This window comes from Streptomyces pyxinicus, assembly GCF_024753135.1.
In the GTDB taxonomy this organism is placed as follows: Bacteria; Actinomycetota; Actinomycetes; order Streptomycetales; family Streptomycetaceae; genus Streptomyces; species Streptomyces pyxinicus.
Genome location: NZ_JANUGP010000007.1, coordinates 56,198 through 77,946, shown reverse-complemented (window position 1 = coordinate 77,946; position 21,749 = coordinate 56,198). Strand labels below are relative to the sequence as shown.

General features: G+C 73.0%; 19 protein-coding genes. 15 read left to right on the top strand and 4 right to left on the bottom strand.

Annotated elements, in window-relative coordinates:
- Positions 1 to 37: 37 nt before the first annotated feature.
- The 3 genes from NX794_RS11735 to NX794_RS11725 all read left to right on the top strand — a co-directional run bounded on the left by NX794_RS11735 (position 38) and on the right by NX794_RS11725 (position 3,165).
- A complete protein-coding gene (locus NX794_RS11735) occupies positions 38 to 1,009 on the top strand; it encodes an aldo/keto reductase (protein WP_258778354.1) in 972 nt (323 codons plus the stop codon).
- An 84-nt stretch (positions 1,010 to 1,093) separates the two neighbouring features.
- Positions 1,094 to 1,645: a TetR/AcrR family transcriptional regulator gene (locus NX794_RS11730; RefSeq protein ID WP_258778353.1), complete on the top strand. Its 552-nt coding sequence runs from the start codon at positions 1,094 to 1,096 to the stop codon at positions 1,643 to 1,645.
- On the top strand, positions 1,642 to 3,165 hold the full coding sequence (locus tag NX794_RS11725; RefSeq protein WP_258778352.1) for an MFS transporter: 1,524 nt from the start codon (positions 1,642 to 1,644) through the stop codon (positions 3,163 to 3,165). Before NX794_RS11730 ends, NX794_RS11725 begins: the two co-directional genes overlap by 4 nt.
- A 52-nt stretch (positions 3,166 to 3,217) precedes the next feature.
- On the opposite strand, the gene NX794_RS11720 is transcribed toward NX794_RS11725, so the two are convergent.
- Positions 3,218 to 4,861, bottom strand: a complete 1,644-nt coding sequence (locus NX794_RS11720; RefSeq protein ID WP_258778350.1) for a multicopper oxidase family protein — start codon at positions 4,859 to 4,861, stop codon at positions 3,218 to 3,220.
- 99 nt (positions 4,862 to 4,960) lie between these two features.
- Positions 4,961 to 5,590 carry a lysophospholipid acyltransferase family protein gene (locus tag NX794_RS11715; RefSeq protein WP_428985895.1) on the bottom strand — a complete coding sequence of 210 codons (630 nt, stop codon included), beginning with the start codon at positions 5,588 to 5,590 and terminating at the stop codon, positions 4,961 to 4,963.
- A 425-nt stretch (positions 5,591 to 6,015) separates the two neighbouring features.
- Between NX794_RS11715 and NX794_RS11710 the strand changes: the two genes are divergently transcribed.
- From NX794_RS11710 to NX794_RS11700, 3 genes are all read left to right on the top strand, one after another.
- Positions 6,016 to 7,203 carry a glycerophosphodiester phosphodiesterase gene (locus NX794_RS11710; protein WP_258778349.1) on the top strand — a complete coding sequence of 396 codons (1,188 nt, stop codon included), beginning with the start codon at positions 6,016 to 6,018 and terminating at the stop codon, positions 7,201 to 7,203.
- Between the two features lie 115 nt (positions 7,204 to 7,318).
- Positions 7,319 to 7,813, top strand: a complete 495-nt coding sequence (locus tag NX794_RS11705; protein WP_258778347.1) for a sigma-70 RNA polymerase sigma factor region 4 domain-containing protein — start codon at positions 7,319 to 7,321, stop codon at positions 7,811 to 7,813.
- Between the two features lie 56 nt (positions 7,814 to 7,869).
- Positions 7,870 to 8,367 carry a GNAT family N-acetyltransferase gene (locus NX794_RS11700; protein ID WP_258778346.1) on the top strand — a complete coding sequence of 166 codons (498 nt, stop codon included), beginning with the start codon at positions 7,870 to 7,872 and terminating at the stop codon, positions 8,365 to 8,367.
- Positions 8,368 to 8,430: 63 nt separating this feature from the next.
- Here NX794_RS11700 and NX794_RS11695 read toward each other — a convergent pair whose 3' ends face one another.
- Together NX794_RS11695 and NX794_RS11690 are read right to left on the bottom strand one after the other, a co-directional pair.
- Entirely contained in the window at positions 8,431 to 8,853 is a 423-nt protein-coding gene (locus NX794_RS11695; RefSeq protein WP_258778345.1) for a hypothetical protein, read from the bottom strand.
- A gap of 1 nt (position 8,854) precedes the next feature.
- On the bottom strand, positions 8,855 to 9,214 hold the full coding sequence (locus NX794_RS11690) for a hypothetical protein (protein ID WP_258778344.1): 360 nt from the start codon (positions 9,212 to 9,214) through the stop codon (positions 8,855 to 8,857).
- A gap of 547 nt (positions 9,215 to 9,761) precedes the next feature.
- On the opposite strand from NX794_RS11690, the gene NX794_RS11685 reads away from it, so the two are divergent.
- The 9 genes from NX794_RS11685 to NX794_RS11645 all read left to right on the top strand — a co-directional run bounded on the left by NX794_RS11685 (position 9,762) and on the right by NX794_RS11645 (position 21,690).
- Positions 9,762 to 10,796 (top strand): methionine ABC transporter ATP-binding protein, encoded by a 1,035-nt coding sequence (locus NX794_RS11685; RefSeq protein WP_258778343.1) that lies wholly within the window; start codon positions 9,762 to 9,764, stop codon positions 10,794 to 10,796.
- Positions 10,793 to 11,530 carry a methionine ABC transporter permease gene (locus NX794_RS11680; protein WP_258778341.1) on the top strand — a complete coding sequence of 246 codons (738 nt, stop codon included), beginning with the start codon at positions 10,793 to 10,795 and terminating at the stop codon, positions 11,528 to 11,530. Before NX794_RS11685 ends, NX794_RS11680 begins: the two co-directional genes overlap by 4 nt.
- 63 nt (positions 11,531 to 11,593) lie before the next feature.
- Entirely contained in the window at positions 11,594 to 12,424 is an 831-nt protein-coding gene (locus tag NX794_RS11675) for a MetQ/NlpA family ABC transporter substrate-binding protein (RefSeq protein ID WP_258778339.1), read from the top strand.
- A gap of 25 nt (positions 12,425 to 12,449) precedes the next feature.
- Positions 12,450 to 13,271 carry a MetQ/NlpA family ABC transporter substrate-binding protein gene (locus NX794_RS11670; RefSeq protein WP_258778337.1) on the top strand — a complete coding sequence of 274 codons (822 nt, stop codon included), beginning with the start codon at positions 12,450 to 12,452 and terminating at the stop codon, positions 13,269 to 13,271.
- Between the two features lie 143 nt (positions 13,272 to 13,414).
- A complete protein-coding gene (locus tag NX794_RS11665; protein ID WP_258778336.1) occupies positions 13,415 to 14,050 on the top strand; it encodes a GNAT family N-acetyltransferase in 636 nt (211 codons plus the stop codon).
- Between the two features lie 99 nt (positions 14,051 to 14,149).
- Positions 14,150 to 15,385, top strand: a complete 1,236-nt coding sequence (gene cbiE / locus NX794_RS11660) for a precorrin-6y C5,15-methyltransferase (decarboxylating) subunit CbiE (RefSeq protein ID WP_258778335.1) — start codon at positions 14,150 to 14,152, stop codon at positions 15,383 to 15,385.
- 346 nt (positions 15,386 to 15,731) lie between these two features.
- Complete coding sequence (gene cobT / locus NX794_RS11655) at positions 15,732 to 19,331, top strand: nicotinate-nucleotide--dimethylbenzimidazole phosphoribosyltransferase (protein WP_258778334.1); 3,600 nt, start codon at positions 15,732 to 15,734, stop codon at positions 19,329 to 19,331.
- 265 nt (positions 19,332 to 19,596) lie between these two features.
- Positions 19,597 to 20,826: a uroporphyrinogen-III C-methyltransferase gene (gene cobA, locus NX794_RS11650; RefSeq protein WP_258778332.1), complete on the top strand. Its 1,230-nt coding sequence runs from the start codon at positions 19,597 to 19,599 to the stop codon at positions 20,824 to 20,826.
- Between the two features lie 45 nt (positions 20,827 to 20,871).
- Positions 20,872 to 21,690, top strand: a complete 819-nt coding sequence (locus NX794_RS11645) for a TrmH family RNA methyltransferase (RefSeq protein ID WP_258778331.1) — start codon at positions 20,872 to 20,874, stop codon at positions 21,688 to 21,690.
- Positions 21,691 to 21,749: the final 59 nt, after the last annotated feature.

Here is a 21,749-nt window from a genome sequence, read left to right as displayed (position 1 = left end):
TCGCAAGCCGGACCTGACCGACCGAACGGAGCCCGAGATGCCCTTCGCCCGTCTCGCGAGCGCGACGACCCCCACCTGCCACATCGGACTGGGTCTCGCCGCCGTCGGCCGCCCCGGCTACATCAACCTCGGCCGGGACCAGGACCTCGGCGCCGACCGCAGCGTCGACGCCCTGCGCACTCGCACCCACGAACTGCTCGACGCCGCCTACGCCCAGGGGGTGCGGTATTTCGACGCGGCCCGCTCCTACGGCCGCTCGGAGGAGTTCCTCGCCGACTGGCTGTGCGCCCGCCCCGGCCTCGACGACCTCGTGGTCGGCAGCAAGTGGGGCTACACGTACACCGCCGACTGGTCCACCGATGCCGAGCGGCACGAGGTCAAGGACCACGGCCTGGCGACCTACGAGCGCCAGCGCGCCGAGACCGACGCCCTGCTCGGCGACCGGCTCGACCTCTACCAGATCCACTCGGTGACCCCGGACAGCCCCGCCCTCACCGACGAGGAACTGCACGCCCGGCTCGCCGAGGCCGCCGCCGGGGGCCTCACCGTCGGCTTCTCCACCAGCGGGCCCGCCCAGGCCGACGCCATCCGCGCCGCCCTCGCCGTGACCGTGGACGGCGCGCCCCTGTTCCGCACCGTCCAGTCGACGTACAACGCGCTGGAGACCTCCGCCGGGCCCGCGCTCGCCGAGGCGCACGACGCCGGGCTCACCGTGATCGTCAAGGAGGGCATGGCCAACGGCCGGCTGGCCGGCCCGGGCGCCCCCGAGGCGCTGCGGGCGGTGGCCGCCGAGACCGGCCTCGGCTGCGACGCCGTGGCCCTCGCCTGGATCCTTCGCCAACCGTGGGCCGGCGTGGTCCTGTCCGGCGCCGCGACTCTCCCGCAGCTCGCCTCCAACCTGCACGCCCCCGCCGTCGACCTCGACGTGGACCAGCTCACCCGCCTCGCCACCCTGAAGGAAGACCCCCGCGCCTACTGGGAGACGCGCGGGCAGCTGCCCTGGCACTGATCCCGCACCCCCGCCGACCAGCGGAAATGAGTCACGTATGCCCAGAGTGAGACAATCGTGTCTCACGTGGGTTACCCTTGTTTCATGGCCCTCGACCGTGACCACGTGCTGCGCAGCGCAGCCGCCCTGCTGACCCGCAAGTCCACCGCGACCATGGACGAGGTCGCCAAGGCCGCCGGGATCAGCCGTGCCACCCTGCACCGGCACTTCGCCGGCCGTGACGCGCTGGTCCGAGCCCTGGAGGCGTTGGGCATCGCCGAGTGCGAGGCGGCGCTGGAGCGGGCCCGGCCCGAGGAGGGGTCCGCGACCGACGCCGTCCGCAGGCTGGTCCGCGAGATCCAGCCGGCCGCGGGCCTGCTCGCCTTCCTGTACGGCGAGAGCCAGCTCTGGGAGGGCGACCGGCAGAACGCCGGCTGGCAGCGCCTCGACACCCGGATCGGCGCCCTGTTCCAACGCGGCCAGCAGAGCGGTGAGTTCCGTATCGACCTCACCCCGGTCTGGCTCACCGAGGCGCTGTACGGCCTGACCGCCTCCTGCGCCTGGGCCACCCTGGACGGCCGCGTGGCCGCCCGCGACTTCCCGACCATGGTCGCCGAGCTGCTGCTCGGCGGCGCGCTCCGAAGAGAGGAATCATGACCAGCACCCTGCGGCCGGCTCGCGTGACGGAGACGGAGAGGCGTCCGGGCCGCTGGCTCGCGCTCTCGGTCCTCGTCCTGGCCGTGCTGCTGGTGGCCGTCGACGCCACCGTGCTCGGCCTGGCGACCCCCTACATCAGCGAGGACCTGCACCCCACCGGCACCCAGCTGCTGTGGATCGGTGACGTCTACTCCTTCGTCATCGCCGGTCTGCTCGTCTCCATGGGCAGCCTCGGCGACCGCATCGGCCGCAAGCGCATCCTGCTGGTCGGCGCGACGGCGTTCGGCGCGGTCTCCGTGCTCAACGCCTACGCGACGACACCCGAGCTGATGATCCTCGCGCGCGCCCTGCTCGGCGTCGCGGGCGCCACCCTGATGCCGGCCACGCTGGCACTGATCCGCAACCTCTTCCACGACCCGCGCGAGCGCAGCCTCGCCGTCGGCATCTGGGGCGCGACCGCCTCCGCCGGCACGGCCGTCGGCCCGATCGCGGGCGGCTTCCTGCTGGAGCACTTCTGGTGGGGCTCGGTCTTCCTGATCAACCTGCCGGTGATGGCGGTCCTGGTCCTCGTCGGCATCCGGACGCTGCCGGAGTCCCGCAACCCGCACCCCGGGCCCTGGGACCTGGCCAGTGTCGTACTGTCCCTGGTCGGCATGATCGCGGTCGTGTACGCGGTGAAGGAGGCCGCGTCCCACGGGTTCACCTGGGCCACGCTCGGCGCGGGCCTGCTGGGCGCGGCGGCCCTCTACGGCTTCGCGCACCGCCAGCTCACCATGCCGGTCCCGCTGCTGGACATGCGGCTGTTCAGGCGCCGCGGCTTCAGCGGGGCGGTCCTCGCCGACCTGCTGACCGTGCTCGGCATGTCCGGCCTGGTGTTCTTCCTCTCCCAGTTCCTGCAACTCGTGCAGGGCAGGCACCCCTTCGAGGCGGGCCTGGCCGAACTGCCCGCCGCCGTCGGTGCCGTGGCCGCCGGCCTGGTCGCGGGGCGCGCGGCCCGGCGCTACTCGGTCCGCGCGGTCGTCTCGGGCGGTCTGGCCGCCGTGGGGCTGGCGCTGGCCGTGCTGACCACGGTCGGCCGGTCCACCGGCTACCCGGTGCTCGGCGCCGCCCTGCTGGTGGTGGGCGTCGGCGCGGGCTTCTCCTTCACCGTCACCGCCGACGTGATCCTCTCCAGCGTGCCCAAGGAGCAGGCCGGCGCCGCCTCGGCGGTCTCCGAGACGGCGTACGAACTCGGCGCGGCCCTCGGCATCGCCCTGCTCGGCTCCATCGTGACCGGCGTCTACCGCGACTTCGCCGGCCCGGCCGGCACCCCGGCCGGCGCCCACGAATCGCTGGGCGCGGCGGTCGAGGCCTCGGCCCACCTGCCCGCGCACCAGTCCGAGGCCCTGCTGGAGGCCGCCCGCACGTCCTTCGTGCACGGTCTGCACCTGGCCTCGGGCGCGGGCGCGGCGGTCCTGCTCGGCACCGCGGCGGCGGCCTGGTTCCTGCTGCGGGGCCAGAAGCTGGAGAGCGCCGGGTGAGCGGGCCCGCTCACCCGCCCGCTCACCCCGGCGGCGCTCACCCCGGCGGCGCTCACCGCCGGTAGCCGAGGACCGTCATCATCCCGCTCTCCGAGTGGTACTGGTTGTGGCAGTGCAGCATCCACAGGCCCGGGTTGTCGGCGTCGAAGTCGATGACCAGCTTGCGGTGCGGCAGCACGATCGCGGTGTCCTTGCGCGCGCCCACGGCGTCCAGCCCGGTCATCGCGAACGTGTGCCCGTGCAGGTGGACCGGGTGCCACATGTCGGTCGCGTTGATGACGGTCATCCGCACCCGCTCGCCCGCTCGCACGTCGTAGCGTTGCCGTACCGAGTAGGTGCGGTGGTCGATGCCCCAGTCGTACTTCCGCATGCCACCGGTGAGCTTGATGCGCATCTGGCGGTCGGGCCTGCGCTTGTCGAGGGCGACGGAGTCGTGGGGGAGGAGCCGGCGCGCGGGGATGATCCTGCCGTCCAGCTCGTCGGGGCGGACGTCCGGCGCGGGCAGGTTCCTCCCCTTGTCCGTGCGCAGGACGGCGAGCGCCCGGCCCTTCTTCCCCTCGGGCAGCGCGACCAGCGGGAAGACGCCGTCCCGGGCGGTGACCAGCACGTCGTACCGCTCGGCCATGCCGACGAGCAGGGCGTCCGTCCGGTGGTGCTTCACGGGGTAGCCGTCGGTGTGCGTGACCATCATCTCGTGGTCGCCCAGCGCCACCCGGAAGGCGGTCTCCGAACCGGCGTTGATGATGCGCAGCCGCACCCGGTCGCCGGGACGGCAGCGGAACACCGAGGGGTTGGCGGGCACCCGGCCGTTGACCAGGTAGTGCGGGTAGGCCACGCTGCCGGCCATGCCGTGCAGCAGGCGGCTGTGCGAGTCGTGCAGCACCCGGTCCGGGCCCAGGGACGACTTGGCGGACTTGGGGGGCTTCGCGGACCCGGTCGGTGACGGGTGCGCGTGCGGGCTCGCGCCGCCGTGCTCCGGCCCCATGCCCATGTGCGCCATGTTCGCGGACGCGCCCGGCTTGAGCTGGTCCAGCACGTGTTCCGGCGTCGAGCCCGCCACGCCGTCGACCCAGTCGTCCAGGACGACGATCCACTCGTGGTCGTAGGAGAGGGGTTCCTTCGGGTCGTCCACGACGAACGGCGCGTACAGGGCCCGGTCGGGCTGCATGCCCACGTGCGAGTGGAGCAGGTAGGTGCCCGGGTGGGGGACGGTGAAGCGGTAGCCGAAGTCGGACCCCGCGGCGATGGCACGTTGGGTCAGTTCCGGCGCGCCGTCCATGTCGCAGCGCAGCCGCACCCCGTGGGAGTGCAGCGTGGTGGTGGTGTCCGGCAGCCGGTTCGCGAGCGTCAGATCGAGGGTGTCACCCGCCGTCACGCGCACCAGCGGACCCGGCAGCGACTCGTTGTACGCCCAGCTGCGCACGGTGTGCCCGCCCAGGTCCAGCGTGCTCTCGGCGGCCGTGATCCGGAACGTGCGCACGGGCCCGGAGCCGCGCCTGCGCTCGGCCGCCAGCACCTCGGGGTCCGACGGGTTGACGTACCCCCGAGGCCCTTCCGGGACGAACTTCTCCGGTCCCCCCGCGCCTTGGGGCCCGGAGCGGGGCTCGGAGCCGGAGCCGGTGCAGGCGGCCAGGAATCCCGCGCCCGCGGCGGCGATCGGGGCACGAAGCAGGGTACGCCGAGAAGGATTGAACATGCCTAAATAAGACATGTTGTGTGCTGGTACGGCCTTCCGGTACGGCCAAACGATCTATCGAGCGGCGGCAGATTCCACCGGCAGGCGGATGGACCGGCCCTACGCGGCCTTCGCCTTGGTGGCGTACATGTCCACGTACTCCTGGCCCGACAGCCGCATGACCTCGGCCATCACGGAGTCGGTCACCGCGCGCAGCACGTAGCGGTCGCGGTCCATGCCCTCGTAGCGGGAGAACTCCATCGGCTCACCGAAGCGGACGGTCACCCGGCCGGGCCGCGGGATGCCGGCGCCGCCCGGCTGGAGCTTGTCCGTGCCGATCATCGCGAACGGCACCACCGGGGCGCCGGTCATCAGCGTCAGCCGCGCGATACCCGTACGGCCCCGGTACAGCCGGCCGTCGGGGGAGCGGGTGCCCTCCGGGTAGATGCCGAAGATCCGGCCCTCCTCCAGGATGCGGCGCCCGGTCATCAGCGCGGCCACACCGCCGCTCGCCCCGTCCCGGTCCACCGGGATCATGCCGACACCGGTGAAGAACCACGCCATCAGGCGGCCCTTGAGGGACTTGCCGGTGACGTACTCGTCCTTGCCGATGAAGAACACCTGCCGCTTGGTGACGATGGGCAGCACGAACGAGTCGATGAACGTGAGGTGATTACCGGCCAGGATGACCGGGCCCTCCCCGGGGATGTTCTCCACGCCCTCCACCCGTGGGCGGAACATCAGACGCATGAGCGGTCCGAGCACTGCCTTGATGAGCGCGAAGCGGGACAACGGGTCCTCCGATGTCGAGGGAGCGGTATGAGCTTGTGCGGGTCTGCGCAGGTGAGGACATTACTCGCGGCGCACTGGCGAACGCACATCGGGACCACCCGGTTCACCGAGGTCTTACGAAGTGTTGACGCGGGTTTACCTGCGGTGGCGGGCCGGGGGCGGTCCGCCGTCCGGCGCCGCCGGTGTGACGGACATTGCGCGCGCAGCCCTCACCCTCCGGATGCCCGGACCGCGTCCGCCGATGCCGACGGCAGGTCACATCCCGCCGGACAGCGGACATCCGGCGGCACCCGCGTGTTCGCGCCGGGGACTCCCGTCCGTCATGTGCACGCCCTTACGATCGGCGCGCACCGACAGACACAGGGACGGCAGGAGGGGCGCTGATGGGCGGCGACCAGGCGCACGCGCAGGACCAGGGCGGTACCGGACGGCGGGCGGTCCTCGGCGCCGCGGTGCTCGGCGCGGGCGGAGCGGTCCTCGGGCTGCCCGGCACGGCCGGCGCGGCGGGGAACCGGACGGCCGGTCAGGCCGGCCGCGGCGGGCGCGGACTGAAGAGCCTGCCGAAGCCGACGGTCATCGGCCACCGCGGCGCCAGCGGCTACCGGCCCGAGCACACCTTCGGCTCCTACGAGCTCGCCCTCGACCTGGGCGCCGACGTCGTCGAGGCCGGTGACCTGGTGCCCACCCGGGACGGGCACCTGGTCTGCCGTCACGAACCGGAGATCGGCGGCACCACGGACGTCGCCGACCACCCCGAGTTCGCCGGGCGCAAGACCACCAAGGTGCTCGACGGGGTGCCCACCACCGGCTGGTTCACCGAGGACTTCACCCTCGCCGAGCTGAAGAGGCTGCGCGCGGTCGAGCGCATCCCGGCCAACCGGCCGCACAACACCCTCTACAACGGGCGCTGGGAGATCCCCACCTTCGAAGAAGTCCTCAGGTGGCAGGACGAGCAGACCCGCAGGCGCGGCCGGCAGGTCTGGATCTACCCCGAGACCAAGCACCCCACCTACTTCCGGGGGCTCGGCCTCGGCCTGGAGGAGCGGGTCGCCAAGCTGCTGCGCAAGCACGGCAAGGACGGCCGGAACTCGCCGGTCATCCTCCAGTCCTTCGAGCCGACCAGCATCCAGCGGCTCCAGCGGCTCGTGGACAACCCGCTCGTCGTGCTGCTCTCCACGGCCGACAGCCGCCCCTGGGACTTCGTGGCGACGGGCGACCCGCGCACGGTCGCCGACCTGATCACCCCCAAGGGCCTGCGGGAGATCGCCGGCTACGCCCAGGGCATCGGCCCCACCCTGGACCTGGTGATCCCCCGCAAGGCGGACGGCACCCTCGCCGAGCCGACCACCCTGGTCGCCGACGCGCACAAGGTGGGCCTGGTCCTGCACCCCTACACCATGCGCAACGAGAACCCCTTCCTGCCGGCCGAGTTCCGCAAGGGCAGTGCGGCCGACGGCTACGGCGACCCCTTCGGCGCCTTCAAGGCCTACTTCGCCACCGGCATCGACGGCGTCTTCACGGACAACGCCGACACCGGTGTGCTGGCCCGCGCCGACTTCCTGGCGGACTGACCGCGAACCCGGCACGCGGCGCTCCGCGTCAACGCGCCGCCTCGCGAACACCCCGTCCGGGGTGTCTACGGGCCGCCCCGGCAACCCTTCGCCGGGGCGGTTCGTCGTTTCGCATATGACGCACGACCTGGTGTCCGCGCTGCACCCGTTGCTGACCGCCGAGGCCGCCGCGGAGGCGTATGCCGCGGGGGGTGAGCCGGGCGATCTCGAACAGGCCGTCTGGCTCCGGCTGCTGGAGCGTCTGGAGGAGGAGGGGCCCCCGCCGGACCCGCAGGGCTGGCTGCGCCGGGCCGTCCGCGCCGAGGCCCGCCGCAGCCGTCGTACCACCCGCCTCGAACGCCCCTACGGCACCGAGCCCGCCGACGACCTCCGGCGCGGCCCCGAGCAACTCGCCCTCTCCGCCGCCCGGTACCGGGACCTGTGGGACGCGGTCCGCCGGCTGCCCGGCCGCTGCCCCGGGCTCGTCGCGGCACTGCTCTCGCCGCGGGACCCCACCTACCGGGAGATCGCGGGGGAGTTGGGTATCTCACAGGGCAGTCTTGGGCCGGAACGTTCCCGATGTCTGGGATGTCTTCGGCGGCTGCTCGCACCGGAGGTTGCTTCGCGCTGAGGGCGGGGATAGGAGTGGGGGAGACAGGCGATCAGGTGAGCGGGAGGCATGCGCACATGGGCATGAGCGTGACCATCTCGGTGGCGACCGAGCAGGACGCGGAGCAGATCTTCAGACTCCAGTACCTGTGCTTCCAGAGCGAGGCGGCGCTGTACGGCAACTACCGCATCGACCCGCTCGTCCAGTCCCTGGACTCCGTCCGCGAGGAGGTCGTCTCGGACTGCGTCTTCGTCGCCCGGCTCGGTGACGAGGTGGTCGGCTCGGTGCGCGGCAAGCTCGGCGAGGACGGCGCCGCGGCCATCGGCAAGCTCTGCGTCCACCCCCGCCTCCAGGGCCACGGCATCGGCGCCCGGCTGCTGCGCGCGGCCGAGGCGACCCTGGCCGAGGAGCGCGGCGCCAAGCGGTTCCGCCTGCACACCGGCCACCGCAGCGAGGGCAACCTCCGCCTCTACCGCCGCTCGGGCTACGAGACGGTGGGCCGCTCCCGGGGAGCCGACGGGGTGGAGCTGATCGTCCTGGAGAAGCAGGCGGGGGTCTACGCGCAGACGGCGTGAGCACGCCAGAACGCGCGGGAGTGAAGGGCGCGGGACTCGACGTACCGCGCCCGGCCGGACGACTCAGGCGGTCCGGTCGGCCGGTGCCTTCCTCCGCAGCCAGTACAGCGCGGTCAGCGGCAGCAGGACCGGGATGAAGACATAGCCCATGCCGTAGTCGGACCACACGGTCGAGTCCGGGAACGCGGACGGCTCGACCAGCGTCCACGTCCCCACGATCAGGACACCCGCCAGCTCGGCCGCGCAGCAGACCTGCGCCGCCCGCCGGGCCGTCTCGCCGCCCCGGACCAGCGTGTACGTGATGAACCCGTACACCACCCCGGCCAGCGCCGAGAGCGTGTACGCCAGCGGTGCCCGGCCGAAGTCGGTGGCGATCTGGTACGCCGAGCGCGACACCGCGCCGACCACCATCACACCGTAGAACCAGACCAGCAGCATGCCCGGCCCGCTGATGAGGCGCGTCGGCCTCTCCTCCGCCGCCGTCACGTCAGCCTCCCCAGATGTCGTAGAGCCGTACTTCCAGCACGGCCAGCACCACACCGGCCGCCGCGACCGTCACCGAGCCCCAGCGGGTGCGCTCGCTCAGGGACATCAGCCCCGCCGCCGGGACGCACGCGAAGGCGCCCAGCAGATACGCCACGAAGATCGTCGTGCCCTGCTCCGGCTTCTCGCCCCGCGCCAGCAGCACGATCCCGGTCACCAACTGGACCAGGGCCGCCACCAGCACCACGGCCATGCCGATGAAGTGCCAGTCCTTGGTCGGCTGGTCACGGTACGCCGCCCAGCCGCACCAGGCGGCGAGCAACAGCGCGGCGACGCCGGTGACCAGCATCAGGACAGTGAGCATGCCGAGACCCTATTACGGGCGAAGCGTCCCTTGGCCCCCGGCCCCGGAGTCCGCCGAGCGGCCCGGGCTGCCCGCGTCCGCACCGTGGCGTTGGCCACAGCCCGCCGACCGGGGAGCCGGACGCCGCCCTGGTCGCCGGGGCGCTCCCGGCCTTGTCCGCACTGGTCACCGGCGAACACGTGCAGTGCCCCGGCCGGAGCCGAAACCGCCGGTCAGGGTGTCCGCCGCTGTCCAGCATGCGGACAGCGGCCGACGGCCGGACCTGTGCGTCTGCTTTACTGACCGCATGACCACGACGAGCTGCCGCACCCTTGCGACCGAGGCGACCATGACGCCCGGTGCTCGTTGTATGTGTCGCCTGATGTGTCGAATGTGCGCCTGCTAGAGGGCCCCCGCATCAGCTGAGCCTCGCGCCCCGAAGCGAGAGCCGTGGCATGTCCGTGCGCCGTGAAGAGCGCCCGGGACGTATCCACCCTCCATGCCGAACCGCATGCACCCGTGCCCGGGCACACCCACGCCCGCGCACTCGACAGTGACGGAAACCCACGTGATCACCACCTCGGGCCTGACCAAGGTCTACCGCTCCCGCGGCCGTGAGGTCACCGCCCTCGACGGCGTCGATCTGCACGTCCGCGAAGGCGAGGTCTACGGCGTCATCGGCCAGTCCGGCGCCGGCAAGTCCTCCCTCATCCGCTGTGTCAACCTGCTGGAACGCCCCACCGCCGGCACCGTGACCGTCGCCGGGCAGGACCTGACCGCCCTCGCCGGCCGCGGACCGCGCGCGGGCAGGGAACTGCGCCGGGCCCGCAGCCACATCGGCATGGTCTTCCAGCACTTCAACCTGCTGTCCACGCGGACCGTCCAGGACAACGTCGAACTGCCCCTGGAGATCCTCGGCAGGTCCGGCAAGGACCGCTCCCGCAAGGCCCTGGAACTGCTGGACCTGGTCGGCCTCGCCGACAAGGCCAAGTCCTACCCCGCCCAGCTCTCCGGCGGCCAGAAGCAGCGCGTCGGCATCGCCCGCGCCCTGGCCGGCGACCCCAAGGTGCTGCTCTCCGACGAGGCCACCAGCGCCCTCGACCCCGAGACCACCCGCTCCATCCTCCAGCTGCTGCGCGACCTGAACCGGCAACTGGGCCTGACCGTCCTGCTCATCACCCACGAGATGGACGTCGTGAAGTCGGTCTGCGACTCCGCCGCCCTCATGGAGCGCGGCCGGATCGTGGAGTCCGGCACCGTCACCGAACTGCTCGCCACCCCCGGCTCCGAGCTGGCCGCCGCGCTGTTCCCGGTCAGCGGCGAGCGCACCGGCGACGACCGCACCGTCCTCGACATCACCTTCCACGGCGAGGCCGCCACCCAGCCGGTCGTCTCCCAGCTGTCGCGCACCTACAACATCGACATCTCGATCCTCGGCGCCGCCATCGACACCGTCGGCGGCCTCCAGATCGGCCGTATGCGCATCGAACTGCCCGGCCGCTACGAGGACAACGTGGTGCCGATCGGCTTCCTGCGGGAGCGGGGACTCCAGATCGACGTGGTGGGCCAGGAGGCCCTGCTGGTGAAGGAAGGTGCCAAGTGACCTGGTCCGAGATGCAGCCGCTGCTGTCGCAGGCGTGTAGCGAGACGTTCCAGATGGTCCTCTGGTCCACCCTGATAGCCGTCGCCGCAGGCCTTCCGCTCGGCATCCTCCTCGTCCTCACCGACCGGGGCGGGCTGCTCCAGAACGTCGTCGCCAACAAGGTGATCGGCCAGGTCGTGAACGTCGGCCGGTCGATGCCGTTCATCATCCTGATGGTCGCCCTGATGACCTTCACCCGCTGGGTCACCGGCACGACGATCGGCACCACGGCCGCCATCGTGCCGCTGGCCATCGGCGGCATCCCGTTCTTCGCGCGGCTGGTCGAGACGGCCGTCCGCGAGGTGGACGGGGGACTGGTCGAGGCCGTGCAGTCCATGGGCGGCAACACCTGGACCATCGTCCGCAAGGTCCTGGTCCCCGAGGCGCTGCCCTCGCTGATCGCCAGCACCACCACCACCGTCATCGCCCTCATCGGCTACTCCGCCATGGCCGGCACGGTCGGCGGCGGCGGCCTCGGCGACCTCGCCGTCCGCTACGGCTACCAGCGTTTCGAGACCGAGCTGATGTGGATCACCGTCGGGATCCTCGCCGTCGTCATCTCCCTCATCCAGTTCGCCGGCGACTTCGCGGCCCGCTCCCTGCACGGCCGCGGCGGACGCTCCGGACCCGGCCCCCGGCTCCGCCTGCTCAAGGCCAAGGAGACCGGCGCGGCCGACGTCGGCAAGGTCGCCTGAGCGACACCCCCCCAAGACTCCCCGTACCCGGGGTCGCACCACCCTTAAGGAAAGGCACTTTTCGTGCGTAACACCGCCAAGTTCACCACCGCCGTCCTCGCCGCCGGAGCCCTCACCCTCGGCCTCTCCGCCTGCGGCTCGGACAAGGACTCCGGCTCCTCCGACACCAGCGGCCCGCTGATCGTCGCCGCGAGCCCGACCCCGCACGCCGAGATCCTCAACTTCGTCAAGAAGAACCTGGCGAAGAAGGCCGGACTCGACCTGGAGGTCAAGGAGTTCACCGACTACATCGCCCCCAACACGGCGACCGAGGACGGCAGTGTCGGTGCCAACTACTTCCAGAACCAGCCGTACCTGGACGACTTCAACAAGAAGCGCGGCACCCACATCGTGCCCGTCGTCACGGTGCACCTGGAGCCGCTCGGCCTCTACTCCCACAAGGTCAAGAAGGCCGACGCGCTGAAGAGCGGTGCGACCGTCGCCGTCCCGAACGACTCCGTCAACGAGGCCCGCGCCCTCAAGCTGCTCGCCGCCAACGGGCTCATCACCCTCAAGGACGGCGTCGGCAACGAGGCCACCCCGCAGGACATCGCCAAGAACCCCAAGAACCTGAAGTTCAAGGAGGTCGAGGCGGCCCAGACCCCGCGCTCCCTGGACGACGTGGACGCGGCCGTGGTCAACGGCAACTACGCCATCTCCTCCGGCCTCAAGCCCGCCAAGGACGCCCTCGTCCTGGAGTCCGCGAAGAACAACCCCTACGGCAACTTCCTCGCCGTGAAGAAGGGCAACGAGGACGACCCGCGCGTGAAGAAGCTCGCCAAGCTCCTCACCTCGCCCGAGGTCAAGAAGTTCATCGAGGACAAGTACCAGGGCTCGGTCATCCCGTCCTTCTGATCCCCGCTTCGGGAGGAGCCCACCGATGCGCAAGTCCGTCGTCGCCGTGGCGGCCCTGGCCCTCGGCCTCACCGCCTGCGGCACCGGCACGGACTCCGGCAAGGGCGGTGACGCGGACGGCACCCTCGTCGTCGGCGCCACCGCCGTCCCGGCCGGCGAGGTCCTCACCTATGTGAAGGACCACCTCGCCGCCAAGGCCGGACTCAAGCTGGAGGTCAGGGAGTTCACGGACTACGTCCTGCCGAACACCGCCCTCCAGGAGGGTGACCTGGACGCCAACCTCTACCAGAACCAGCCCTTCCTGGACGACTTCAACAAGTCCAAGGGCACGGACCTGGTGTCGGTCGTCAAGCCCTACCTGCCGCCCATGGGGGTCTACTCCAAGAAGGTCCGCGAGCCCGGGGCACTCGCCGACGGAGCCACCGTCGCCGTACCCAACGACACCACCAACGAGGGCCGCGCGCTCCGACTCCTCGCCACCGCGGGCCTGATCCGGCTCAAGGCGGGCGCGGGCACCGACGCGTCCCCCGCGGACGTCACCTCCAACCCCCGGCACCTGAGGTTCCGGGAACTGGAAGCGGCCCAGCTGCCCCGCTCGCTGGACGACGTGGACGCGGCCGTGATCAACAACAACTACGCCCAGGACGCGGGCCTGAGCCCCACGAAGGACGCCGTCCTCCTGGAGTCGGCGAAGGACAACCCCTACGCCAACCTCCTCGCCGTGAAACGCGGCGACGAGGACGACCCCGGGGTCAAGAAGCTCGCCCGGCTGCTCGTCTCGCCCGAGGTCGCCACGTTCATCCGGGACAAGTACCACGGCTCCGTCCTGCCGGTGACCCAGAGCTGACACCACCCGCACACGGCGTTCCGCGACGCACGGGGTCCACTCCGGCACGGTGAGTGGACCCCGTCGTGCGGTCCGGTGGTTTCATGCTGCATGCTGGGCAGTTCAGCAGGGCCCTGAAGTCTTCCGAAGCACTGGAGCGGCGCATGACCGGCACCTTTCCCCACGTCTCCATCAGTACGGAGCGGCTGGTGCTGCGCCCTTTCGAGGAGTCGGACGCCGAGGCCCTCGCCGAGATGATGAATGACGAACTGGTCACCACCTGGACCTCGGCGCCGCAGCCCTACACCCTGGCCGACGCCCGCGCCTGGATCACCGCCCGCGCCCCCGCCGAACGCACCGAGGGCCGCGGCATCGTCTTCGCCGTCGACGAGTTCCTCACCCAGCGGCTGGTCGGCACCGTCCACCTCAGCCGCACCGACTGGCGGGTGCGCGCCACCGAGATCGCCTACGTCACCGCACCCTGGGCCCGCGGCGAGGGCTACGCCTGCGAAGCCGTCCTCGCCACCGCGCGGTGGCTCTTCCACGACCAGGGCTTCGAACGCCTCGAACTGCGCACCGCCGCCGACAACGCCGCCGCCCAGCAGGTCGCCCAGAAGATCGGCTGCATCAGCGAGGGCGTGCTGCGCGGCGCCTGGATAGCCCGGAGCAGGACCGCTCACGGCACCTGGACCGACGTCCGCACCGACGTCATCGTCTGGAGCCTGCTGCCCGAGGACCTGGCCGGGGTGAGCGAACAGCGCGCCGACAGCGGTTACACCTCCTACGCGGACTGGAACTGAGCCCCCGGGCGCCCCCCACGACACACCGGGTACGCTCACGGAGCCCGCACCACGGGCACGCCCCCCTGACGACCCGCGCGAACCTGGAGATACACGACGATGGCCGACCGGGTCACGGTGATCGGCTGGGACGGCTCGCCGCTGACCGACGCGGCACGCTCCGCCCTCGGCGCCGCCACCCTCGTGGCGGGCGCGGCCCACCACCTGGCACTGCCCGAGGTCCCGCCCACCGCCGAACGCATCCGCCTCGGCAGCCTCGCGCTCGCCGCCCGCCGCATCGCCGCCCACCGCGGCACCGCCGTGGTCCTCGCCGACGGCGACCCCGGCTTCTTCGGCGTCGTCCGCACCCTGCGCGACCCGGAGTTCGGCCTGGAGGTCGAGGTCGTACCCGCCGTCTCCGCCGTCGCCGCCGCCTTCGCCCGCGCCGGCATGCCCTGGGACGACGCCCAGGTCGTCGTCGCCCACCCGCGCACCCTGCGCCGCGCCGTGAACGTCTGCCGCGCCCACACCAAGGTCGCCGTCCTCACCGCACCGGGCGCCGGACCGGCCGAACTCGGGCTGCTGCTGGAGGGCGTGCACCGCACCTTCGTCATCTGCGAGGAACTGGGTACCGAACGCGAGCGGGTCAGCGTCGTCACCTCCGACAACGCCGCCGACCACAGCTGGCGCGACCCCAACGTGGTCATCGTCATCGGCGGCCCCGCCGGACCCGTCGGACCGGGCGGCACCGGGGAGGGCGGCGGCTGGATCGCCGGCCGCGACCCGGGCACCGGCCCGCGCGGCTGGGTCCAGCCCGACACGTCGTACGGCGACGGCGCGCCCCTCGGCGAGGGCGAGACGGAACTGCTGCGCGCCGCCCAACTCGCCCGGCTCGGCCCCCGCGTCGGCGACCTCGTCTGGGACATCGGCTGCGGCGCCGGCGCCTTCGCCGCCGAGGCAGCGCGCGCCGGCGCCGCCGTCATCGCCGTCGACCGCGACCCCGGGGCCTGCGCCCGCACCGACGCCGCCGCCCGCCGCTACGGCGTCCAGCTCCAGGTGGTGCACGGCGACGCGCCACACGTCCTGGAGAACCTGCCCGAACCCGACGTCGTCCGGATCGGCGGCGGGGGAGTGGCCGTGGTCTCCGCCGTGGCCGACCGGCGTCCGCAGCGCATCGTCACCCACGCCGGCACCCGCGACGCCGCCGAACTCGTCGGCCGTGACCTCACCGAGCACGGATACCGGGTCGAGTGCGCCCTGGTGCAGTCCGTCGAACTCGACACCCGGGCCTGGACGGAGACCGAGCGGAGCGTGGCGTTCCTGCTCACCGGGGTGCTGCCCGACCGCGCCCCGTGATCCGGTTGTCGTACCGCGCGCGGTAGGCTGGCCGATCGTTGTACCGCACCGGCGGCCCGGAACTTCGTTCGCCAATGTCCGGAACGCACGCCCTTTTTGGGGGTGGGTGTGGTACTGCGGAACCGGAGGACGCGCAACGTGGCGCAGTCCACAGCGGACAGTGGCGGATCTTGCTGTCGCGACGGCGTCCCGGCCGGGACAATGCCACTGAATGGCTTTGTCGCCTTTTTTGGGCGGGCCGCTCGTGCCGCTGGGCACGGACGCTCGTTCTTCACTACGGGGCGGTCGGTGCGCCGTTCCGGGTGAGCTGGTCGTAGGAGCACTAACCGATGGGCGAGGGGTACGCATGACGGACACCGGCCAGATCCCGGGCGAGGGACAGCCGGAGAGCGCAGGCATGGTGGAACAGCCGGGCGCCCCCGCGCACAGCACGTTCACCTACCTCTCCGAGGCACCCGCCGAGGACGAGGACCTGCTGCTGCCGGGCGCTCAGGGCGCGTGGGGCAACGAGGTGCCGCCGCCCGCTCCCGAGCCGGTGGTCGAGACCGTCCACGCGCCGGGACCGCACGAGACGGCCGGCCGCGACAGCGGCTCGGTCGACCTCAGCGGCGTCCGCCTGCCCGGCGCGACCCCGGCGTCCGTGCCGCCCTCGCCCATCCTGTCGGCCCCGCAGGACCCCTCGGCCGCCCCGCAGCCGCCGCGCCGCCCGCTCCACCTCGGCCCGCCGATCCCCAACACCTCCGCAGGCCCGGTCCGCTCCCTCGCCGACCGGGGCCCGGCCGGAGCACCGGTCCGCCAGCCGGGCCCCGCGCCCGCCGGCCCCGAGTACCTGGACGCGCAGCCGCTCGGCGAGATGGCTCCGGGGGCCGCGGCTCCCTGGGGCGCGGTTCCGGGTGCGGTTCCGTCCGACGCGCCGGTGCCGGCTGCCGAAACGGTTGACCCGGGCGTCGCTCCCGTGACCGAGGCCGCCGTGGATTCCTCCGGTGCCGCGCAGGCGACGCTCGCCCGTCTGGTGATCCAGGCCGGCGCGCAGGCCCCGGCCCAAGTGGTGCACGGCCACGACGGCGTGCAGCCCGCACAGGGGCACGACGGGGTGTACGCGCCTCCCGCCGACGGTGCCGAACCGGTTCCGGTGGACGATCCGGAGCCGGTCGCGGTGCACGACGCGGCGCCGGGTGCCGTGGACACCGGGGCCGGTGCCGAGACCCAGCCCGGTGCGGCCGGGGCCGAGCCGGCGGAGGGCGCTGCCGAGCCCGTCGCGGCCGAGGCTCCGGCCGATGACGTGGCGGTCCAGCCTGTCGAGCCGGTCACCGAGACGCAGCCCGCCGTGGCGGCTCGCGCCGGTGAAGCGGTGCCGCAGCCGGCGCCTGAGGCCGCGCCCGTCGACGAACCTCAGGCTGTGCCGGTCGAGGAGGCGCGGTCGGCCCCGGTCGCTCCGGTCGCAGAGGTCCCGCCCGCGCCGGCCGAGAGCGCCGAACCCGTCGTGCCCCAGGCCGTGCCCGCCGAGCCACTGCCGGTGGCCGCCGACGAGACACCGAGCGCGCAGGCCCAGCCGGTCGCCGCCCCGCAGCCCCCGGCGACCGTCGAGGAGACCGCGCCCGCCGCCGAGGCCGAGCCCGTCCCGGACCCCGCCGACGCGACGCCCGCCGTGGCAACCGAGGCGGACCCGGAGACCGAGGCCCCCGCCGCCGTCGTACCGGAGGCGACCACACCCGACGCGTCCGCCCCCGAGGAGTTCGCGTACCCGGCGCAGGGCCCTCAGCAGGTCACGCCCGCCGCCGAGGACGCCCCGCTGCCGTCCAGCGTGTCCTCGCAGGCGATGCCGGGTCAGTCGGTCGGGCAGTTCGTGCCGGTGGAGGGACAGGTGCCGACCACTCCGCATCTGGCCCCCACCCCGCCCCAGCCGCTGATCCTGCCCGCGCAGGACGCCCAGCACCCCCAGCCGGCCGGCCCCGAGCAGCCCGAACCGGTGGCCACCGTGCCCGCGCCCCGCGAGGCCGAGCCGGCCGCGGCCCCCGAGGCCGTACCGCATGCCGTCGACGCCACCGACGCCGCCGACGCCACCGAGGACGAGGTCGTGCACGACGACGTCGTACAGAGCGCGGACGCCGTCGTACAGAGCGCGGACGACGTCGTGCAGAACGCGGACGACCTGCGGACCACGGCCGCCGACCAGGACGAGATCCCGGCGCGGCAGGCCCGGCCGTCCCACGGCCCCGCCGCCCCCGGCTACGCCGACGCCGAGCGCGAGGCCGTCCTCAAGGTCATGCGCGAGCGTCGCGACATCCGCAACGGCTTCCGTGGCGACCCCATCCCGCACGAGGTGCTGCTGCGCGTCCTGGAGGCCGCCCACACCGCCCCCTCGGTGGGTCACTCGCAGCCCTGGGACTTCGTCGTCATCCGCTCCGCCGAGACCCGGCGGACCATGCACGAACTGGCGATGCGCCAGCGCGAGGCCTACGCCAAGTCGCTGCCCAAGGGCCGGGCCAAGCAGTTCAAGGAACTGAAGATCGAGGCCATCCTCGACACCCCGGTCAACATCGTCGTCACCGCCGACCCCACCCGCGGCGGTCGGCACACCCTCGGCCGGCACACCCAGCCGCAGATGGCGCCCTACTCCTCGGCGCTCGCGGTGGAGAACCTCTGGCTCGCCGCCCGCGCCGAAGGCCTCGGCGTCGGCTGGGTCAGCTTCTTCGACGAGCGGGAGATGGTCCGCGCGCTCGGCCTGCCCGAGCACCTGGAGGTCGTGGCGTACCTGTGCGTCGGGTACGTCGACGAGTTCCCGGACGAGCCGGAGCTGATGCAGGTCGGCTGGTCCAAGCGGCGCCCCCTGTCCTGGGTGGTGCACGAGGAGACGTACGGCCGACGCGCCCTGCCCGGAGAGGACCCCCACGACCTGCTTGCCGAGACCGTCGCACAGATCCGCCCGCTCGACGCCAAGGCGCTCGGCGAGGCGTGGGAGCGACAGAAGCGCATGACCAAGCCGGCGGGCGCGCTCGGCATGCTGGAGATCATCTCCGCGCAGCTGTCCGGCCTGTCCCGGCAGTGCCCGCCGCCGATCCCGGAACCCGCCGCCGTCGCGATCTTCGCCGGCGACCACGGGGTGCACGCCCAGGGCGTCACCCCCTGGCCGCAGGAGGTCACCTCCCAGATGGTGGCCAACTTCCTCGGCGGGGGCGCGGTCTGCAACGCCTTCGCCGCCCAGGTCGGCGCCGAGGTGTGCGTCGTGGACGTCGGCGTGGCCGCCGACCTGCCCGCCACGCCGGGTCTGCTGCCCCGCAAGATCCGCGGCGGCACCTCCGACATGACCACCGGCCCGGCGATGACCCGCGAGGAGGCCAAGGCCGCGATCGAGGTCGGCATCGAGACCGCCCGTGACCTGGTGGCGGCCGGCAACAAGGCGCTGCTGACCGGCGAGATGGGCATCGCCAACACCACCGCGTCCGCCGCGCTGATCTCCGTCTTCACCGGCGCGGACCCGGCCGACGTCACCGGCCGCGGCACCGGCATCAACGACGAGACGCTGGCCCGTAAGACCGAGGTCGTCCGCCGGGCTCTGGAACTGCACCAGCCGGACCCGGCCGACCCCGTCGGCGTCCTCGCGGCCATCGGCGGCTTCGAACACGCGGCCATGGTCGGCCTGCTCCTCGGCGGCGCGTCCCTGCGTACGCCGGTGATCCTGGACGGCGTCAGCGCGGGTGCCGCGGCCCTGGTGGCCCGCGCCATCGCCCCCGAGGTCCTCGCGGCCTGCATCGCCGGGCACCGCAGCGCCGAGCCCGGGCACGTGGCCGCCCTCAACAAGCTGGGCCTGCGCCCCCTGGTCGACCTGGACCTGCGCCTGGGCGAGGGCACCGGCGCCCTGCTGGCCCTGCCGCTGGTCCAGAGCACGGCCCGCGCCATGCACGAGGTGGCGACCTTCGACTCGGCCGGAGTCACCGAGAAGTAGGCGACGGGCCCCCGCGACGATCGGGCGGTGGCCCCGGCGCCCCACTCCGACGGACTCACCCTCCGACGGACCAGGGCGCCGGGGCCCCGACGCGTGGGTACCCGAGCAGTGGCCCACGTCCGCACGTCTCCCGGCCCCCGGGGCCGGCCGCAGGACTGGGCACCCGGCGTCGGCGCCCAGCCACCGGACACCTGTCCCGGGTCTCCCGCCGCCCACGTAAAATCCGCACGTCAGGGCCCCACACAGCCACCGGAGGACCGCCCCCATGGCCGAACACCCCGCCTACCCCGTAGGCCTCCGCCTCTCCGGCCGGCGCGTGGTCGTCCTCGGCGCCGGTCAGGTCGCCCAGCGCCGGCTGCCCGCGCTGATCGCGGCCGGCGCGGACATCGTCCTCGTGTCCCCGGAGGCGACCCCGTCCGTCGAGGCCATGGCGGACGCGGGCGAGATCGCCTGGTCGCGGCGGTGCTACGCGGACGGTGACCTCGCCGAGGCCTGGTACGCGCTCATCGCCACCAGCGACCCCGAGGCCAACACCCGGGCCTCCGCCGAGGGGGAGCGGTGCCGCGTCTGGTGCGTGCGCGCCGACGACGCCGACGAGGCCACCGCCTGGACGCCGGCGACCGGCCACAGCGAGGGCGTCACCGTCGCCGTGCTCACCACCGACGCGCCCGGCCGGGATCCCCGCCACACCGCGGCCGTCCGGGACGCGGTCGTCGAGGGCCTGCGCGACGGCACCCTGGTCGCCCCGCACTACCGCAACCGCACCCCTGGCGTCGCCCTCGTCGGCGGCGGCCCGGGCGACCCCGACCTGATCACCGTGCGCGGGCGCCGGCTGCTCGCCGAGGCGGACGTCGTCATCGCGGACCGGCTCGGCCCCCGGGACCTGCTCGCCGAACTCCCGCCGCACGTCGAGGTGATCGACGCCGCGAAGATTCCGTACGGCCGTTTCATGGCCCAGGAGGCCATCAACAACGCGCTGATCGAACACGCCAAACAGGGCAGGTCGGTGGTCCGGCTCAAGGGCGGCGACCCCTTCGTCTTCGGCCGTGGCATGGAGGAGGTGCACGCGCTCGCCGAGGCCGGCATCCCCTGCACCGTCGTCCCCGGCATCTCCAGCTCCATCTCGGTGCCGGGCGCCGCGGGCATCCCGGTCACGCACCGCGGTGTCGCCCATGAGTTCACGGTCGTCAGCGGCCATGTCGCCCCCGACGACGAGCGCTCCCTGGTCGACTGGGTCTCGCTCGCGAAGCTCACCGGCACCCTGGTGATCCTGATGGGCGTCGACAAGATAGGGCGGATCGCCGAGACGCTCGTCGCGCACGGCAGGCCGCCCGAGACGCCGGTCGCGCTGGTCCAGGAGGGCACGACGGCCGCGCAGCGCCGGGTGGACGCCACGCTCGCCACCGTCGCCGAGGCCGTACGGGCCGAGGACGTCCGGCCCCCCGCGGTCATCGTCGTCGGCGAGGTGGTGCACGCCGGCCTGCCCCGACCGTAAGCAGCACCTTCCTCCCCACCTCTCAGGACAAGGCAGCATCACCCCGTGGCCGATCTCATCACCGTCGAGGACCCCGACGACCCCCGCCTCACCGACTACACGGGCCTGACCGACGTCGAGCTGCGCCGCCGGCGCGAGCCCGCCGAGGGCCTGTTCATCGCCGAGGGCGAGAAGGTCATCCGCCGGGCCAGGGAAGCGGGCTACGCGATGCGGTCCATGCTGCTCTCGGCCAAGTGGGTCGACGTCATGCGCGACGTCATCGACGAGGTGCCGGCCCCGGTGTACGCGGTCGACCCGGAACTCGCCGAGCGCGTCACCGGCTACCACGTGCACCGCGGCGCCCTCGCCTCCATGCAGCGCAAGCCGCTGCCCACCGCCGCCGAGCTGCTCGGCGGCGCCCGTCGGGTGGTGGTGCTGGAGTCGGTCAACGACCACACGAACATCGGCGCGATCTTCCGCTCGGCCGCGGCCCTCGGCATGGACGCGGTCCTGCTGTCACCGGACTGCGCCGATCCCCTGTACCGCCGTAGCGTCAAGGTCTCCATGGGTGCGGTGTTCTCGGTGCCCTACGCCCGCCTGGAGACCTGGCCGAAGGGACTGGAGTCGGTCCGCGAGGCGGGCTTCACGCTCCTCGCCCTCACCCCCGACGACAAGGCCCGCTCCCTGGACGAGACCGCCCCGCACACCATGGACCGGGTCGCGCTCATGCTCGGTGCCGAGGGGGACGGCCTCTCCCGGCAGGCCCTGATGGCCGCCGACGAATGGGTCCGCATCCCGATGTCCCACGGCGTCGACTCCCTCAACGTGGGCGCTGCGGCGGCCGTCTCCTTCTACGCGGTGACAACCGGCCGCCCGACCCCCTGACCCCCGGTCCTCAGAACGCCGGAAGAGGCGGCCCCGGCCGACGCCGTCAGCCGGCCCTG